This window comes from Rhizobium sp. PAMB 3174 (assembly GCF_052908375.1).
On the sequence record NZ_CM128608.1, the window covers coordinates 382,501 to 399,406 of the forward strand.

At 54.2% G+C, this 16,906-nt stretch carries 12 protein-coding genes, 1 tRNA gene, 2 rRNA genes and 2 pseudogenes (1 of these 17 cut by a window edge); 8 read left to right on the plus strand and 9 right to left on the minus strand.

Going from position 1 to position 16,906, the window contains the following annotated elements; genetic code table 11:
- The 3 genes from ACU5AY_RS01855 to ACU5AY_RS01865 form a co-directional block, all read left to right on the plus strand.
- A 23S ribosomal RNA gene (locus ACU5AY_RS01855) occupies positions 1-986 on the plus strand (it extends 1,813 nt beyond the left edge of the window).
- A 200-nt stretch (positions 987-1,186) separates the two neighbouring features.
- A 5S ribosomal RNA gene (gene rrf / locus ACU5AY_RS01860) occupies positions 1,187-1,301 on the plus strand.
- Positions 1,302-1,539: 238 nt separating this feature from the next.
- Positions 1,540-1,616: transfer RNA gene (locus ACU5AY_RS01865), tRNA-Met, on the plus strand.
- 1,371 nt (positions 1,617-2,987) lie between these two features.
- On the opposite strand, the gene ACU5AY_RS01870 is transcribed toward ACU5AY_RS01865, so the two are convergent.
- From ACU5AY_RS01870 to ACU5AY_RS01885, 4 genes are all read right to left on the minus strand, one after another.
- On the minus strand, positions 2,988-6,251 hold the full coding sequence (locus tag ACU5AY_RS01870) for a hypothetical protein (RefSeq protein WP_446827762.1): 3,264 nt from the start codon (positions 6,249-6,251) through the stop codon (positions 2,988-2,990).
- Between the two features lie 88 nt (positions 6,252-6,339).
- Entirely contained in the window at positions 6,340-6,747 is a 408-nt protein-coding gene (locus tag ACU5AY_RS01875) for an HNH endonuclease family protein (RefSeq protein WP_446827763.1), read from the minus strand.
- Positions 6,672-6,929 (minus strand): hypothetical protein, encoded by a 258-nt coding sequence (locus ACU5AY_RS01880; RefSeq protein WP_446829070.1) that lies wholly within the window; start codon positions 6,927-6,929, stop codon positions 6,672-6,674. Before ACU5AY_RS01880 ends, ACU5AY_RS01875 begins: the two co-directional genes overlap by 76 nt.
- 83 nt (positions 6,930-7,012) lie before the next feature.
- Positions 7,013-7,831 carry a hypothetical protein gene (locus ACU5AY_RS01885; protein ID WP_446827764.1) on the minus strand — a complete coding sequence of 273 codons (819 nt, stop codon included), beginning with the start codon at positions 7,829-7,831 and terminating at the stop codon, positions 7,013-7,015.
- Between the two features lie 140 nt (positions 7,832-7,971).
- Here ACU5AY_RS01885 and ACU5AY_RS01890 point away from each other — a divergent pair, with 140 nt between their 5' ends.
- Positions 7,972-8,868, plus strand: coding sequence for a hypothetical protein (locus tag ACU5AY_RS01890; protein ID WP_446827765.1), 897 nt, complete (start codon positions 7,972-7,974; stop codon positions 8,866-8,868).
- 81 nt (positions 8,869-8,949) lie between these two features.
- On the opposite strand, the gene ACU5AY_RS01895 is transcribed toward ACU5AY_RS01890, so the two are convergent.
- The 5 genes and pseudogenes from ACU5AY_RS01895 to ACU5AY_RS01915 form a co-directional block, all read right to left on the minus strand.
- Complete coding sequence (locus tag ACU5AY_RS01895; RefSeq protein WP_446827766.1) at positions 8,950-9,129, minus strand: hypothetical protein; 180 nt, start codon at positions 9,127-9,129, stop codon at positions 8,950-8,952.
- A gap of 206 nt (positions 9,130-9,335) precedes the next feature.
- Positions 9,336-10,652, minus strand: coding sequence for a type II toxin-antitoxin system HipA family toxin (locus ACU5AY_RS01900; RefSeq protein ID WP_446827767.1), 1,317 nt, complete (start codon positions 10,650-10,652; stop codon positions 9,336-9,338).
- Positions 10,642-10,926 (minus strand): helix-turn-helix transcriptional regulator, encoded by a 285-nt coding sequence (locus tag ACU5AY_RS01905; protein ID WP_446828925.1) that lies wholly within the window; start codon positions 10,924-10,926, stop codon positions 10,642-10,644. Before ACU5AY_RS01905 ends, ACU5AY_RS01900 begins: the two co-directional genes overlap by 11 nt.
- Before the next feature lie 232 nt (positions 10,927-11,158).
- Positions 11,159-11,797 carry a hypothetical protein gene (locus ACU5AY_RS01910; RefSeq protein ID WP_446827768.1) on the minus strand — a complete coding sequence of 213 codons (639 nt, stop codon included), beginning with the start codon at positions 11,795-11,797 and terminating at the stop codon, positions 11,159-11,161.
- Positions 11,798-12,196: 399 nt separating this feature from the next.
- Positions 12,197-12,780, minus strand: a pseudogene (locus ACU5AY_RS01915) (transposase); the annotation flags it as partial.
- Between the two features lie 689 nt (positions 12,781-13,469).
- Here ACU5AY_RS01915 and ACU5AY_RS01920 point away from each other — a divergent pair.
- The 4 genes and pseudogenes from ACU5AY_RS01920 to ACU5AY_RS01935 all read left to right on the plus strand — a co-directional run bounded on the left by ACU5AY_RS01920 (position 13,470) and on the right by ACU5AY_RS01935 (position 16,899).
- Complete coding sequence (locus ACU5AY_RS01920; RefSeq protein ID WP_446827769.1) at positions 13,470-14,186, plus strand: GntR family transcriptional regulator; 717 nt, start codon at positions 13,470-13,472, stop codon at positions 14,184-14,186.
- Positions 14,183-14,917, plus strand: a pseudogene (locus ACU5AY_RS01925) (dihydrodipicolinate synthase family protein); the annotation flags it as partial. The gene ACU5AY_RS01920 and the pseudogene ACU5AY_RS01925, both read left to right, overlap by 4 nt.
- The gene (locus tag ACU5AY_RS01930; RefSeq protein WP_446827770.1) at positions 14,917-15,723 is read left to right on the plus strand and encodes a glycine betaine ABC transporter substrate-binding protein; all 807 of its coding nucleotides are present in this window, start codon (positions 14,917-14,919) and stop codon (positions 15,721-15,723) included. The pseudogene ACU5AY_RS01925 and the gene ACU5AY_RS01930, both read left to right, overlap by 1 nt.
- A gap of 84 nt (positions 15,724-15,807) precedes the next feature.
- Positions 15,808-16,899, plus strand: a complete 1,092-nt coding sequence (locus ACU5AY_RS01935; RefSeq protein WP_446827771.1) for a quaternary amine ABC transporter ATP-binding protein — start codon at positions 15,808-15,810, stop codon at positions 16,897-16,899.
- Positions 16,900-16,906: the final 7 nt, after the last annotated feature.

The following is a 16,906-nucleotide window of genomic DNA, read 5'->3' on the forward strand; positions in this document are numbered from 1 at the left end:
GGCGGCCGTAACTATAACGGTCCTAAGGTAGCGAAATTCCTTGTCGGGTAAGTTCCGACCTGCACGAATGGCGTAACGACTTCCCCGCTGTCTCCAACGCAGACTCAGTGAAATTGAATTCCCCGTGAAGATGCGGGGTTCCTGCGGTCAGACGGAAAGACCCCGTGCACCTTTACTATAGCTTTACACTGGCATTCGCCAAGGCATGTGTAGGATAGGTGGTAGGCTTTGAAGCAGGGACGCCAGTTCTTGTGGAGCCATCCTTGAAATACCACCCTTATCTTCGTGGATGTCTAACCGCGGTCCGTCATCCGGATCCGGGACAGTGTATGGTGGGTAGTTTGACTGGGGCGGTCGCCTCCTAAAGAGTAACGGAGGCGCGCGATGGTGGGCTCAGACCGGTCGGAAATCGGTCGTCGAGTGCAATGGCATAAGCCCGCCTGACTGCGAGACTGACAAGTCGAGCAGAGACGAAAGTCGGTCATAGTGATCCGGTGGTCCCGCGTGGAAGGGCCATCGCTCAACGGATAAAAGGTACGCCGGGGATAACAGGCTGATGACCCCCAAGAGTCCATATCGACGGGGTTGTTTGGCACCTCGATGTCGGCTCATCGCATCCTGGGGCTGGAGCAGGTCCCAAGGGTTTGGCTGTTCGCCAATTAAAGCGGTACGTGAGCTGGGTTCAGAACGTCGTGAGACAGTTCGGTCCCTATCTGCCGTGGGTGTAGGAATATTGACAGGATCTGTCCCTAGTACGAGAGGACCGGGATGGACATATCTCTGGTGGACCTGTTGTCGCGCCAGCGGCATAGCAGGGTAGCTATATATGGAAGGGATAACCGCTGAAGGCATCTAAGCGGGAAACCCACCTGAAAACGAGTGTTCCCTATCAGAGCCGTGGAAGACGACCACGTTGATAGGCCGGGTGTGGACGTGCAGCAATGCATGAAGCTTACCGGTACTAATAGCTCGATCGGCTTGATCGTTCTCATTGATCAATGATCATCGACAAAAGATGATCATCTTGTCCTGACGCTGTCGCGGCTTTCGCCGCTACGCTCCGGACGGGCCGCGCCACAAGGCGCGACGGCCGTTCGGCCTTGCGAAGCTTCGCTTCGGCAAGTGCCAGACGGACAGGCCCAAACGCGATCAAAAATCCAGCTTCTCATGTTTTGCCCTTTGCCGACCTGGTGGTTATGGCGGGGCGGCCGCACCCGTTCCCATTCCGAACACGGCCGTGAAACGCCCCAGCGCCAATGGTACTTCGTCTCAAGACGCGGGAGAGTAGGTCGCTGCCAGGTCTGCAAAAGGCAAAACAAATCTTCTCATTCACAAACCCAAGGGCCTCATGCCCAAGACGAGGCCGCATCCAAAGCGGCCTTTTGCTTTTGAGGCAGACCGCACAGGTCCCAGAAATAACGAGGGGTGGAGCAGCCCCGTCCAACCGCAGGCCCAAAGGGCCGAGGACGGACAAACGAAACAACCGGGCATGCCAATCCCGGTTCATGTGGCAAAGATCCACAGTCGGCTCATCAATAACGCGGGGTGGAGCAGCCCGGTAGCTCGTCAGGCTCATAACCTGAAGGCCGCAGGTTCAAATCCTGCCCCCGCAACCAACGAGACTTGAATATTTGCCCATTCAAGTCGCTTCACAGAAAGCTCCTCCGCATATGCGTCGAAGAGCTTTTTTTGTGCCTCCTCATCCTCAAGTTCGCCCGCATCCAGCTTCTCCAGATACTCGTGACGCTTCAAAAGGCGGAACCGTTCCTCCATGATCGACGCTGCTTCCATCGCAGCCAGGATCGAAGCGATGCGGCCGTGGACCTCAAGCTTGGCTGGCTGGTGGCCGGGTGTCGCGGTGATCACCACCTTCTGGACCAGTTGCCTCACGACATCGACGAGGCGAGTGTTATGTGCTGGGAATTGGCGTTTTGCCAAATGAAGATGAAGCTATCGCATGGTATAAGAAAGGAGTAGCGGCAGGAAACTCGCGTTCAAAGAAAAAACTTGAGGAACTGTTGTCGCGTTCTGGGAGATTAAATAAATATCTGTTTAAGTAGTATGCAAGCTGTGTTTTGTATTACAAAACAACTTGGCAAAGAGGCCCGCTGGCGCGCCTCCTGTGCAACCTCCCGGCCTTGGCTCTTTCACAGGCATCCAACCCGTATCGTCGGATTGAACCACTCGCGGGAGACTTCGCTCTCCCTGCACCCATCGACTTGGAGGGCGTTCCTGCCCCCAAGACCCCTGACAATTCCATTGAGGCCATGTCATGGAGACGATTTCATCGAGAGCAAAGGGGACATTTCGCGCCCTTGTGCAATCGGCGACCAGGAAGGGAGCTTTCGTGCTGCCCTTGCCTTGGAGCCATCCCATCGACCAATGAGCCTTCGTGCCCCTTGGAACTCTGACCAACCTTCCGCAGATTGGATGCGCGTTATGCGGTCAACACCGGCAGCCAAGGAAGTCGTCATTGCTGTCCGGGCAAATCAACTCCTGCCGTGGAAAACCCATCTTGGCATCGTTGAATTCAGCCATGAACCCGCCATTGGCCCAGCACCATTTGCCCTTACCCAGCACAGTGTGTGAGGCATCGCAGGATCGACCCAAATATGGCGTTTCCTTGTCCCGGTTGACAGTAGAACCGCTCCGGCTTCATGAAAACGCGTGAAGGGATATTGCGACCGTAGAACATAACCGGACGCATTGCAGCTTATCGACCAAATGTGATTATCGCTGACGTAATTGAAGTCTTCTGCTGACGATGCCAACGGGGTCAGATTGACTGTCGCGATCAGCATGGCAAATGCGATTGTGTCTAATTTCATCGGCAACTCCCAAATGTGGTCGAGTGTAAAGCGTTTGTCGATTTCAACGCGAACCAAATCAGAAACGCTTGATCCTGCCATGGGCAACTAACATGGTCGCATCGACGCTGAACCATGCACAACCACTAGAAGTGCAAAGACGGTATCGGTATCTCCGTCTTATTGCCGTTTACGGGCAGCACCGCTTCGCCATTCTTTCAACGATTTCACCGGCGGGTCAGCTTCATCGCCCGGCACGATAACATCGTCGTCTGTTCTCACTGCCGCCATGTCAATATCGTGTGCTCCGACTTGCCAGGCGTCCCGCACATGAAACTTGTGTTTCAATATCGCTAATTCCATACGAAGCTCAGGCGTACCGGAAGCCCCGATGATGGCGGGAACGAGGAAAAAGCAATCGCATACATTCCTGTGTCCGATAAACATATCAAGATTTCGGTGGTTGTCCGCCGTCATCGTCGTCATACGCGATACATTTACAAACCTCTTTCCGCGGACTTCGGGCAATGTGTCCCAGTCTTGGGTAATGTGTCCACGGTAATGATATGGGTTTTCTCGATCGACGCCTTTGAGGACAGAAATTCGGATTTCGTCCTCACGATCATGCCGGTCAAAACGATCATTCCATTCTTTGAATATGGCTTCTGCCTTGGGCCCATTGCCGAACATGAGGCCAAGAAATGGCGGCTGTCCTGGTGCGGATACGCCGTACAGCATTCCCTGCCAGCCGGCTTCGTCCCAAAGCTTCGTATTGATGACGGAACGAACCACAAGGTCATCGTGGCTTCTCAGATCAGCGAAAAGATCGTCCGGCGAGTTAATGTCATCGACCGCATCAGCGTTGGCACGAAGTTCGGCGGCAACGGGTTGTTGCGGTGCCGCGTTGCTCAGCGGATATTTCCGTGCAATCCAATGGTTCCAATCCGAAAGCCGCCCCGCATGCGACCCCAAAGCTCTGTTTCTGGAGACGCCTGCGTAACAAAATAACGTGGCGCGTTCGAATACCCGTTCCGTTTCGACCAATTCTTGAACCGTTTGAAGTGCGTCCGGCAGCACAGCGATGTTCATCAGGGCGTGAATGCAAGACGCGATAAGATGCTGATTGTATTCCGCTACTTTTGTTACGTCGGTTAGGCTCCATTCGGCGGGCAACCAAATCGACATCACATTACTATCGTCAACAGAGACCGATGCGTCCTGTACGCTGTCGCTTTGCTCGATGCGTATTGTAAACTTCTCAGTGTGCGGAAACGCGCTCGCATTCAACAATGTCGCCGCAAAGCCTTCCAGCGCGGCTGCATAAGTCTCCGCCTGCAAAAATCCTTCGAGGGTATTATCTGCTTTAATTTTTATATCAACGCCGAGGATTTTCGTGTGAATGGAAGCAAATGTCTCATCGAGCAAAACAAGCCTTTTGGGAAGACTATTGCTTGCCGGCTGAGCAGCCATCATTTTCATCATTTCGTGGATTTCTTGGTCCGGCGTGCCTTCCGGAAGAGAACCATCGTTTCGCAACACATCAATATGCCCGAGACGATAAAGCAGAGTGAGACGTGCTGTCATCAACATCAGATTTTCGAGAATGTCCGGCAGCTCTTCTAGTCGCGCAATCTCCTCGTTCGGCAGGACGACAATCAAACAAGAAAGCAATCGGTCAAATTCTACGAGCTTGTCATTCAGACGCTGCTGACTATCGCTATCCAGTGGAGCGACGCCGCTAATGGCGTGAACGAATTGAAGCGCGCTTAAGAAATCGCTCACATGCCCAAGCTGTAACGACAAAGTTGCGAACAAATTCAGCGTTGGGATGGTTTCAACGCGGAGTTCGCTTTCCAACTCTGACAAAGCCAGGTTCTGGATAAGGGACGCCAACGCCGTGGCCCGGGCGGCCCAAATGAGGCCCGCACCACGGTAGCCCACCGAAAGATAATACAGAGCCTTCGATTGCTCTTCTCGGCACTCATCTTTCGAGAAGTTGACCACGGCACGGCCAAGCCACTTTATGGCGTCCACAGGCTTTTCAGCGTCCAGCTTACGCTCACCCTGCGCGAGATAGATATTTGCGGCGGTGACTTCTTTGTTTCGGTCGGCCATAAATTCAGCAATCTTTTCAACGAGTTCGTCGAATGCGGGGCTGTCCGGCATATTCTCCGATAATGCATCGAGCATTGTATCAAGTAGATCGGCGGGAAATTCACCTAGCCCCTTGGCTCTATCTATGATCCCAGACAGGGCGCACCAAACGTCATCAAAGTCGTCGACATCTCTTGCCAGAAACTTCTCATTCATCTGGTGGAAAATTAGCAACGTCTCTGCGTAGAGGGCATTGTTCGGTCGGGATTTGTCCTGGGTCAGTTCCGCGAGTTTATCTTTCAGACGATCCGATCTGCCCGACAACGACATTTCGTCCGCTGAATTCAGACCCTGAACGACGCGCCCCACAATGAGCTGATGGATATTGCAGACCTTGCTTATGTGCGAGGCATGTCCGGTCGCGAATGCTGTTGCTTCGATCTCTTCATAGCGCTCAAGCATTGCGTTTACGTCATCGAACCACCAAAAAGCGGTCCAGGCGTGTTCATAAACTGCCCGCAAGACCTGGTAACTTGTTCCGTATTTTTTGGCGTAATTTGTCGCTCGCTGAAATCGACCGTCTGTTTCAAAGCGTGGCTTTTCAAGTTCTCGGGATAGCCGCGCAGCTTCAAATGTGTCCGAGACGGCCTGCGCCTGGTCCGAAGCATCTGTACCTAGCTTCTTGAGGCGCTCTTCCAAGTCGTTCAGCGCCTCTTGGCGCCTAAAATCATTCGGCCCAAGTTTGAGCTTGTCCGGCTCGTACTCACCGGCCTTCAATTGCTCGAAGGCAAGGTCTTTGTGGCCATTTGAAAATACGCGGTCAACAATCCATTCACGGTCCAGGATCGTAACCTTCACTCCATATTCGTTTTGCAATTCTTCTTCGATGCGCAATCGGTCACGTTGGCGGGCGGGACGGCTTGTGATGAAAACAATGCGGTCGTAGTGCCGTTTGGTTTCCACGATGCCCTTGACATCAGAGCGGACTTTTTCACGCCACGCTTTCTTAGCGCTAAATGCAAATCCCCACTTTTCAGCGCCGCTCTTGCCGTCAGCTACATACCAGCGCTCGGAAACTTGCTCATCAACCGGATAGGTTTCGGTATCGACTTTTCCATCTCCGCCGCCCTCTGGTCCTGTTTGCGGGCGAAGATTAGGGCAAAGCTCGCGTTCGGCAAGTTTACGGCAGAAGTTCTCAAAGTCTTTATGCTGATTTCGATCTGCGATCGTATCGAGATGATGGTTGAACTCTGACTCGCTAAGCCGATAGGCGTCTCGCTGCTCACTGTCAGAGTACAAATGCGGGCGTTTAGCCCTCATGAGTTCCGATGGCGTAGGAAATTTGTTCATCACTGATTCCTTTGCAGAAATCATAGCAAACTTCGTGATCTCCGTTACAAGTATTAAGTAAGTCTCTCCCTAACGACTTAGTCGTACTTTACGCAGATGACCCGATGTTTGAAGTGGAAATCAATGGATACGCCCAGATCGCTTTTGCGACTTCAAAAAGCTGCTTCCCGCGCTCTTCGATTTGATCCTCGCCCCACGCCTCCTGCTTTGTCACTTCCTTGTTGAGCACGAGAAGAGAGTGCTCCAAGAGCGCATCGCGTTTTGAGGAATAGGGACCGTTTTGAACGCTGCTGTTGAGTGGCTGGGTCAGGATCGTCAAGTTCCCGAAAGTGTTCATCAGACGGTTCCTTCTGACAACTGATCCGATTCGTGTGTTTGCCTCTTCCGAGGAATATAGGGCCTGGAACTTTTCATCGCCTGTTACGAGGCTACCATCCGGTAGCGGCCAGTGTTGCGCCCAGTTCGATGGAAGAATGTACTCGACGGATAACCCCAAAGCCGCGCGGCATATGTGCTGTATTCCTCGACTTCGCTCATGATGCTTTGCGCTTTTGCGACCAAGGAGAGGCAGGAGAGGAAATCGTCCTCGCTCGGGCTTGCGGCATAGGCGTTTGACGCCGTGACCAATATCGCAGCCGCAGCGATAGGCTTGAGAAGTCTTGCTTTAAACCCGGCCATTCCGTTCCCCTTGAAACTACTGATTTGCAATCAGCCTGATCGTCCACTTTCGCGGAATCCGCGTCAAGGTTGAACGAGGCTACTTATTCTTGGGAGGTTTCGGCGTTTTTGGCTTCGGCCACCTTGTTCTTGTAGACCGCCGGTAAACTGGCCGAATAGCTGATGACAAGCAGACCCAAAAGGGCAAAGAGCGGCATGAACGCCAATACCGCCCCGTTCTTCACTGTCTTTGATGTCCGAAAATTCCCAAACTGCCAACTCGTCAGCATGATCGCGGGCATTAGAAGTGGTGAGAGGAAAAAGACAAACAGAACGACCAGCAGTGCGTCCGTAAGGTTTTCGAATAGCTGCGGGTCGATATCGGGCGGCTGATACGGTCCCCATATCGCCGTGCCGACGATATCGAAGGCAATGAACAGGAAGAAGACGAAGAAAAAGAGCAGCGCCTGATACCCGAAGGCGTAATAGCAAAGGGTCTTAAACTGCCTTCTCTCATCGCCTGCGGCGAATCCGTGAGACGCAAGGGAGGTGATAAACGTGACCGAGAGGAACACCGGAAATGTCGCGGTCAAAAGCCCCGATATCGAAAGCGCTTCATTCCATCGCTCGTAAAGATTGCTCGATATCTCGTCGTAAAACCAAATCAGATCAAGGGAATTGAGCAGCCCGAACGGATAGGCGGAGATGGTCAGGCTGAACACAAACCCGCCAATGACAAGATAGGTGAGTGGCAGCGCATAATCCCGCTTGCTCTTATCAGCGGCAAGAAGGATTCCTGCACATTTGCGTGGATGCCGGAATATCGTCCATGTCGTGCGGAGCATTCGCACCGTAAAGCGCAAGACACCTTCAATCGTGTCTTCGATCTTCTCGGAAATGGCTTTCTTGGGGTCTTCACTCATAGCCTCACCCTAGGCGAGCATTGCGGGCATTGCTAGGAATTCTTGTGCAGGAGGAATTTCAAACCAATAGGTTGCCATTCATTTGCTGTGAGAGGTAAAGTTATTGAAATGATTATCGCATTTTGATCGCGGGGGCTGCCTTGAATACTCTTGAAGACATTTTAAGGAAATGCTCGTCTCCCGCGCTGCTTATCGGCAACGGGATAAACCGCTATCAAACCACCAATGGTTCATCCTCTTGGGAAAGCCTGTTGCAGCAAATAGCCCGAGATCAAAACCTCACCTTCAACCAGAACCAGCTCAAAGAGATGTCGAATACGGAGTTTTTCGACATCCTTGATCTTACCAGACCCCGTGATGATCGAAGCGATCTGCAACGAAAATTCTGCGCGCTGATGGATAGCTGGCAGCCCAAAAGCCACCATTCGAAGATCGTCGGCTGGGCGCGAAACCGTTCCACTCCGGTCATAACCGTCAATTTTGACGAGAACCTTTCCCAAGCGGTCGGGGCAAAATATCACGCACCAAAAGCCAGGAAAGGTTTCACTGATTACTACCCCTGGACTTCATATTTTGCGGAATCGGAAATCGCCACGCCAAGGACCAGCTTTGCGATTTGGCACGCCCATGGAATGAAAAAATATGCGCGCAGTATTCGCCTTGGTCTCACGCATTACATGGGATCGGTACAGCGGGCGCGAAGCTGGGTCTACGGCAAAAAGGGCATTCGCATGAATGCCAAGGAAAGCCTCTCGAACTGGCCTGGCGCAAACACTTGGCTAGACCCGCTGTTTTTCTCGCCGCTTCTTATTCTCGGGTTCGGGTTTGGAAAAGACGAAACATTCCTCAGATGGCTTTTTTTGGAACGGGCGAGGCTTCACAAAATCCGCCCCGAATGGAAACAGCAGGCTTGGTACGTGACGAATAAATCAAGCGGGAACAGGGACCGGACTCCCTTTTTCAAGGCATTGGGTATTCAGATGATCGAGGCCGAAAGCTACGAAGAGATTTACGACAATCCGGCCTGGTTGCCCTAATGCAAGCCCCATTGGATAAAGATATCCCCGCTGAAGGCGGCAATGGAAACGGCAGGTCGGGGAAGACCTGCCGCGTGGTGGCTAGCCAAAGGTCGGGCGAAGCGCGAGTTCAGCCTCGATATTTTGGAGTGAAGCCAGGGCGTTGCGACGCTCAACCGATCCGCGTTTCGCGGACGCGATAGTGTTGAAAGCTTCACGATATAGGGCGTTAAGCTCGCCTGTGTTACGTGATGCAGCTTCGAAGCGGGTGATGAGTTTCATTGTTTCCTCCTGTTTTCAAGGAGGCCCCGAACCATTCAGGGCCTTTCGGCCCGTCCCCAGCATCATTGGCTCAGCAAAGGCCTTGATGGTTCGGGTGGTGACTATTTGAAGTCAGGAGGAAACTGCAACGAACACAGTCGTGAAGACGCGTGTCGTGTGCAGCGAGCTTTGGCTTTCAAGTATTGGGAATGATTGTCAGGGGGTGTTTACGCCATGATTTCGGCGCGTGCCTGCGCGAAAACGTCCTTGAGCCCTTTGAGGCTGTCGTCTAGCCCGTTCAGGCAGTAGGCGTTCAGGAATTGCCGGCCGGCAAAAAGCGTCCGGTCAGTTGGGCTCAAATCGGCCTCGGCGCAGGTATCAGACCAGCGTTTCGCGATGGTCGCTATTTGTTTTTCAATGATCGAGGCTGCTTGGCTTTCGTTCAGGTGATAGTCGGGTGCTGCTGCAAGGCAAGTCGCCAGCGTGCTAAAGCGGGCATCTCCTTTGACCAGCATGGCTTGTGACGCCTCATTGCCGGTGCGCCCTTGCGGGCAAATGTCATAGGCAGGCGTCAGGCTCAGCATCTCACCATCCCAGAATGCGGCATGGTTGCGAGCATGATCGTCCGTGTTGCCGCAAAGGATATTGAAGCAAATCCTGCCATACAGTTCTTTCAGCGTGTCTTTGGGGGCGGCAAAACGGTGGCGAATAATCTCGGCCAGTTCCTCGTATGAGGCGTAGCGCGCCATCATTTCATCAAGGCCGAGCATGGTCAGTGCCGATACCATGGCGCGGCGTGTCCAGCCGTTGTCCGATTTGGTGCGGTCGAAACGCTCAATAAGCAGCACGTCTTTGTGTGCAGCACGGGTTAGGGACACAGGTGCGACGTTCAGTCCAGATTGCTCCGCCAGCCGCATGGCGATGAATTCGGCTTTCACGACGCTGTAGAGGTCGTTGCTCGCTGAGAACTTGGCAATGAATCTCTTTTCGCCATCTTCAATCATGGCTTTGGGGCGGGCACCGCCGATGGAGGTGCCGTGGTTTAAAGCTTGTTCCAGAGCTGGTGTCAGTGGGAGGCCTTTTTCGATACGCTCCGCTGCGGCCAGCAATTCAGCCAACGAAGCTTCCGCAGCCAAGCGCGGGACGTATTCCGTTGCAGATGCTTGAAAATCAAGCGCGCCGATACGGTCCGAGCCGGATTGCAGCAGGAATGTAAGTTCACTGATATTTGGGATGTCATCGGAATCTGGCTTCTTGCCGGTGAGCCTGTTTATGATCACACGCCGCCCCCAGGCATCGGGCGAGCCATCGCGAATGCAGCTAGCCATTGAAAGCCCGTTTGACGGCTCAATCAGCCCCGCGCGGAGCGGTAATTCTGGCTCGTAGATCGGGATGGCATTCTTGCGATTGCGGTAGCTCGCACCATAGGTGAAGAACAGTCGGTCTCGATCTTTTGTGAGGCGACCAGCGACTACGGGTTCCGTTTCATCGGGCAACCAGATCCATACAAAGGCTTCGTTCGGTTCTTTGAAATCAGAAGTCATCATCGACCTCCTGTTTCACAGAACGGACGCTTTGCGGGATCAATGTCAACTTTTCCTTTAGCCGTGCATCGTGCATCGAGAGCAATCGGCTGTCGGGCTCAAACAAATGGACACCGACAAGAGCAGCGACTTCAAAAACAATTCCGATCTCAGGGCCGGGGGCACCTTTTTCGATATTGTAGAGCGTGGTGCGGCTAATTCCGGCGCGGTCGGCCAACTCCTGTGCTGTCATGCCCCGTTCCGTCCGCCCAATACGGATCAGCTTGCCGAGGATCGACAAAGCATGACGCGTCACACGTGAGTAGCTTCTTTTGCGCTTCATAACTCGGCTTTTTCGTATCCGTTTAAATGAACACGAGACCACCTCATGTTCATTTCATTGAACATTATGGCGAATATGACCGTGTTTGTCAAATGAGCGTCCATTAAAGTGGACATGGACCGCTTCGTGTACAGTTATATGGACGTGGATAGCTTGAGGTGGCTTTAAGGACCGGCAATGCCGATTACCGTTTGCCCTTCCTTAAAACAGAAAAATCCGTCTGACCGGCGGCAAATGCCAGTTGCAGCATATCAGCGTGCACGTCTGCAACATCGACATGCGCGCGCGCGATCGAGACGAGTTGTGTGACGTAGTTCATAGAACCGAGGACTGTGTCGCCCAGAAAATTTAGAAACCGCGTATGGTCCGGCGGGTAATTCAGGTCAGTATCTGAATCAAAAACTTTGTGACCCGTGTCTGGATCGGCATATGTATTGATAGCCGTTTCGAGTGCAAACCAGCTAACGCCGAACCGCTCATTTTGTTTTTCGCCACCAAGGAGTGCATTGGTTAACGGTATCCATTCGAAAGTCTTGTTCGTCAGATCGGGAACGAAATGACCAACATAGACATTGCGCAGATATTTGAAGAATTCCAACCCTTTGCGTATCTCCTGATAAGCCTTACCTAAGTCGGGATTTTCTTTATAAAGCGCACCGGATATCGAGGCGATGTCTGCGATGTTTGCGATCTCCAAAATTAGGTGGCGGATCAGCACGAGCCGCATATTCATGCTCTCCGGCCCAGCTTCAAGTGCTTCATGGGCAACAAGTAAATCGTGATGCGCCACGGTGCCCGCAGTACAAATGTGTCGATAATCCATTATTTGAATATGTCACCACTTCTACTGGTGGCCAAGTTATTTAGCACCTCTAAAACTCGTTGGAGTTCAAATCACTCGATTTCTAAATCAGGCCCGTGATCGGGCAAGTAGTCATGTCGTAGATTGTTCTGACTGTTGGCAATCTCGTTGAATTGCTCAATCTCGGGGATTTCGTCTCGGCCCAACCGAATGTACTGCGCGATTTCGAACTGAATGGCCTGTAATTCGAGTGCCCGCTTCTTTCTGTGAGCCTGAATGGACATTTGAAGGTACTGACGATCTGAAAGCTGGTTCGCAATCAGCTTGTCTTTCTCCTGTCGGTCACGCTTTAGGCATTCCCACGCCTCCAACTCATTCTGAAGTTTCGCCTTGTTGAACTTACTGTGACACGGCCCCAGCCCGCAGCTTCGCCTTGACCCGCCGCCTGGGAACCTTGTTGCGGAACTGGAGGTCCATCTCCTTGTAAAGGCGATAGATTCGCTTTGGATTGACGGGCCATCCGTCCCGTTTGAGCAGGACATGAACGCGACGGTAACCGTAGCGCACTCGCGTTTGGCAGATGTCCCTGATCTTCAGCTTCAACTCGGCCTGCTCGCCGCGCCTGGACTTGTAGACATACAGCGACCGGTCGATCTTCAAAACGGAACATGCGCGCCGGATCGAAACCTTCCAGTCCGCCTTGATTGTGTCGACAAGCTTGCGCTTGCGGGCAGGCCTCAGAGCTTTTTTGACAGGACGTCCTGGAGCATGGCCTTGTCCAATGACAGGTCCGCCACGATCCGCTTCAGCTAGACATTCTCTTCTTCGAGCTGGCGAAGACGCTTCATCTCCGAGGGCATCAGGCCGGCGTATTTTTTACGCCAGTTGTAGAACGTCGCATCCGAAATTCCTGCCTTGCGGCACACTTCGCCGATCGGCGTGCCATCCTCTGCCTGCTTCAACACGAATGCGATCTGCGCTTCCGAAAACTTCGAGGCCTTCATCGAATTCTCCTCTTCTTCCCATCAGGGATCATAAGTGGAAAATTCCAGTTCCAAATGGCCTAATTTATTGGGGGCACGTCAGGAGGACTCGATCGTTCCTGTCTGCTCTCCCGAGTATTTCCGCCGCCGGGAGAGCGGCGAGATGTCGAGTGCGGACGAATTCATCGATACGGACGCCCAGGACAAGTCGTGGATGACATGGTCGCAATGGCGACAGGATGCGGGCTGCGGCCTGGAGATAGTGCCTCAGCTCCATTTCAGTCATTATACCGAGGCAACCGCGGCAGCGCGCGCGAGACAAGGGATCGCACTCGGTTGGCGCCTACCACGTCGTCGTTCCATCCAGGCCATACCGTACATCTGCCGTTGAGCATGCGGCGGACTGGCTGGCAGTCGCGCTAAGTCACTGAACCCATTCATCAATGAGGCAGGGCTTCTCAAAGTCCAAAGTCGACGCCGGGCTCGGCCTCGGCTGACTTCCGCCTGCTGCGACGGCTCGTGCGCCTGTTTACTCCCATCCTTGCCATTCAACAGGGAGTTTTTCACTCCTTGTCCCGGCAATCAAGTTTGCGAATTCGTACCGTATTCTTCGTGAACTATTATTGTGTACACAAAGTACACAATCTGTTGACTCCTTGCCTTTCAGGTGTATGGTTTGATCCATCGAGGTAACGAGGAGCCCGGTAAGCATGGCCAAAACGACGAAGAGCGACCTCTATGACGATCTCAAGCGTCAAATCCTGACAATGGAACTCGATCCGGACACGGATCTTGATGAGGTGGGGCTGAGCGAACGCTATGGCCTCTCGCGTACCCCTGTGCGCGACATATTCCGCCGGCTCGCCGGCGAGGGATATATCGATATCCGGGAGAACCGCGGCGCGCGTGTCATTCCGATGAACCATGCAACGCTTCGCAACTTCTTCCTTGTTGCGCCGATGATCTATGCAGCGATCGGCCGCCTCGCAGTTCAGAATTTCAAGCCGACCCAGCTTGCCGACCTCAAGCAGACGCAGGAGCGCTTTCGCACGGCGAGCAGCAACATGGACGCGCTCGGCATGGTGCTCGAGAACAACCGCTTCCACGAAATCTTCGGCGAGATGTCGGCGAATGCCTATCTGCAGCCGAGCCTCGGGCGCCTGCTGATCGATCACGCCCGCATCGGGCACACCTTCTTCCGTCCACGCAACGACGACATGAAGCGCCGGCTGCAGACCGCAGTAGAGCACCATGACAACTTCATCGAGGCCCTGAGCGCTCACGATGAGGATGCCGTCGTTGATCTCGTTTTCGAGCATTGGGAACTCTCGCGCGAAAACATGGAAATATTCATTGCGCCGCAAGGTCTGAAGGCCGACGCCCTTGTTGGTGGTCCGGCAAAGCACTCACTGGAGAAATCGTCGTGAAGTTTGAGGGGATTTATACCCCGGCCGTCACGCCGCTCGATGAGAGCGGCCAGATCGACCGGAGGGCATTCGCCGCCGTCTTGGAATCGCTGATCGAGGCGGGCGTCCACGGCATTATCGTTGGCGGTTCGACTGGCGAATATTATGCCCAGACGAGCCAGGAGCGCTTCGATCTCGGTGCCTATGCCAAGCAAGTTATCGGCACGCGGCTGCCGCTGATCATCGGAACCGGCGCGACGCGCACCGAGGATTCAGTCGAATATGCCAAGGCCGCCAAGGAAATCGGGGCTGACGCAATCCTCGTCTCCACGCCGCCCTATGCTCTGCCAACGGAACGGGAGAATGCTGTTCACGCGCTGACGGTCGACCGCGCCGCCAAACTGCCGATCATGCTCTACAACTACCCGGCCCGAATGGGCGTCATGATGGGTGAGGAGTATTTCTCGCGTGTCGGCAAGTCGAAGAATGTCGTCGCGATCAAGGAAAGCTCCGGCGATATGGGGAACCTTCACCTGCTCGCCCGCAAGTATCCCCATATCGCGCTGTCCTGCGGCTGGGATGATCAGGCGCTTGAGTTCTTCGCATGGGGTGCAAGGAGCTGGGTTTGTGCCGGGTCCAACTTCCTGCCGCGCGAACATGTGGCGCTCTATGAAGCGTGTGTCGTCGAGAAGAACTTCGACAAGGGTCGGGCGATCATGATGGCAATGCTGCCGCTCATGGATTTCCTCGAATGAGCATGCTCCCCGCCCGTGCTGAAGAAAAGACGATCAACATGGGCACACTGTCCTGGGAGGACCTGACGCCGATCACGGGCATCACCAAAAAGGTGCTTGAGGACGCTGGCTATACCGTGAAGGTCACCCAATTCTCTGAATGGGGCATTGCATACGCGGCCCTTTCGAAGGGTGACATCCAGGTTCTCGCATCGCAGACCGACTATGTGGCCCAGGACTATTGGGACAAGAACAAAAACCGCCTCGAAAAGATTTCGCCGGTCTCGCACGGCCTCTACCAGGGCATTGCTGTTCCGAAATACGTGCCGATCGACTCGCTCGAGCAACTTAACGAAAATGCCGACAAGTTCGGCGGCAAGATCATCGGTATCGAGCCGGGGTCCGGCCTGATGCGCGACGCTTCGAAGGCCGTCAAGGATTATGGCTTGAAGCTGCAGCTCGTCGAGGGCAGCACCGCGGCGATGACGGCGGCATTGAAGTCCGCCTATGACCGCCAGGAATGGACTGCCGTGACAATATGGGAACCGTCGTGGATGGTTCAGAAGTATCCGATCAAGTACCTCAAGGATCCGAAGGGCGTCTTCCCGCCGCCGCAGAGCTATTACTGGATCGGACACAAGGGCTTCTCCGAAGAGAACCCGCATGCCCGCGAAGTTATGGCCAGCGTCTATGTTCCGCTTGCCGATATCACCGCAATTAACGGTGCCGTCAACGAAGGCAAGACCATGGACCAGGCCATCCAGGATTGGGTCGGCGCCCATGCCGATCTCATCAAGCGTTGGGAAAACATCAAAAAGAACTGACCGAACGGCGGCCGTCCGGAATCCGGGCGGCCACTTTAAAACCCAAAGAAAGAAGCCAGCGCCAATTGGCTCAAGGGGATCGCTATGAAAGCCACAAATACCGATGCCAATGAAGTTCTGATTGACTGCCAGTCGCTCTGGAAAGTCTTTGGCGACAAGTCCGCCACCGCGATGAAGTCGATCAACGATCGAGGTCTCGGTAAGAAGGAAGTCCTGCAGGAATTCAACTGCGTGGTTGGCGTATCGAATGCCAGCCTACAGGTCAGGCGCGGCGAGATTTTTTGCATTATGGGCCTGTCGGGAAGCGGCAAGTCGACGCTCATCCGCCTCCTGAACAAGCTGATCACGCCGAGCGCCGGCAAGGTGCTGGTCAAGGGCAAGGACGTTGCATCACTGTCCCCCTACGAGTTGCGGCAGATGCGCGCCAAGAATATTGGCATGGTGTTCCAGAGCGTTGCATTGCTTCCTCACCGCACTGTGCTGGAGAATGCCGCCTTTGGACTGGAGGTTCAGGGTATTGCGAAGGACGAGCGTAACAAGACCGCGCGAGCCGCGCTAGAAACCGTCGGGCTTGCCGATTGGGTCGAACGCTATCCGAAGGAACTGTCCGGTGGCATGCAGCAGCGTGTCGGCCTTGCCCGGGCGTTGGCCTCCGACCCGGAGATCATCCTGATGGACGAGCCGTTCAGCGCGCTCGATCCGTTGATCCGCCGTCAGCTTCAGGACGAATTCCGTCAGCTCACCAAATCACTCGGCAAATCGGCCGTCTTCATCACTCACGATCTCGACGAGGCGATCCGTATCGGCGACCGCATCGCCATCATGAAGGATGGCGTGATCATCCAGACGGGTAGTGCCGAAGAGATTGTCCTCAATCCGGCCGACGACTATATCGCCGAGTTTGTGGCCAGCATCTCCAGGCTGCACCTGATCAAGGCGCATTCGGTGATGCACAGCGTCAGCGAATTCCAGCGCCACGCGCCGAACTCCGACATTTCCTCGCTAGTGCGCACGACGCCGGACGCCGATATCGATGAGCTCATCAACTTGACCATGCAATCGGATCGCGACGGGATCGCGGTCGTCGATAACGACGAGGTCGTCGGCGTCGTTACGCCCCGCAGTCTCCTGATGGGAGTCAAGGGGACAACCGGCAATGATCGCGCCGCGGCTTGATCTTCAA

Excerpts from the sequence above, each read along its gene's own strand:
- ACU5AY_RS01870 (WP_446827762.1), bottom strand. The coding sequence starts at position 6,251 with ATGAACAAATTTCCTACGCCATCGGAACTCATGAGGGCTAAACGCCCG.
- ACU5AY_RS01880 (WP_446829070.1), bottom strand. The coding sequence starts at position 6,929 with ATGGCCGGGTTTAAAGCAAGACTTCTCAAGCCTATCGCTGCGGCTGCG.
- ACU5AY_RS01885 (WP_446827764.1), bottom strand. The coding sequence starts at position 7,831 with ATGAGTGAAGACCCCAAGAAAGCCATTTCCGAGAAGATCGAAGACACG.
- ACU5AY_RS01895 (WP_446827766.1), bottom strand. The coding sequence starts at position 9,129 with ATGAAACTCATCACCCGCTTCGAAGCTGCATCACGTAACACAGGCGAG.
- ACU5AY_RS01900 (WP_446827767.1), bottom strand. The coding sequence starts at position 10,652 with ATGACTTCTGATTTCAAAGAACCGAACGAAGCCTTTGTATGGATCTGG.
- ACU5AY_RS01910 (WP_446827768.1), bottom strand. The coding sequence starts at position 11,797 with ATGGATTATCGACACATTTGTACTGCGGGCACCGTGGCGCATCACGAT.
- ACU5AY_RS01920 (WP_446827769.1), top strand. The coding sequence starts at position 13,470 with ATGGCCAAAACGACGAAGAGCGACCTCTATGACGATCTCAAGCGTCAA.
- ACU5AY_RS01930 (WP_446827770.1), top strand. The coding sequence starts at position 14,917 with ATGAGCATGCTCCCCGCCCGTGCTGAAGAAAAGACGATCAACATGGGC.
- ACU5AY_RS01935 (WP_446827771.1), top strand. The coding sequence starts at position 15,808 with ATGAAAGCCACAAATACCGATGCCAATGAAGTTCTGATTGACTGCCAG.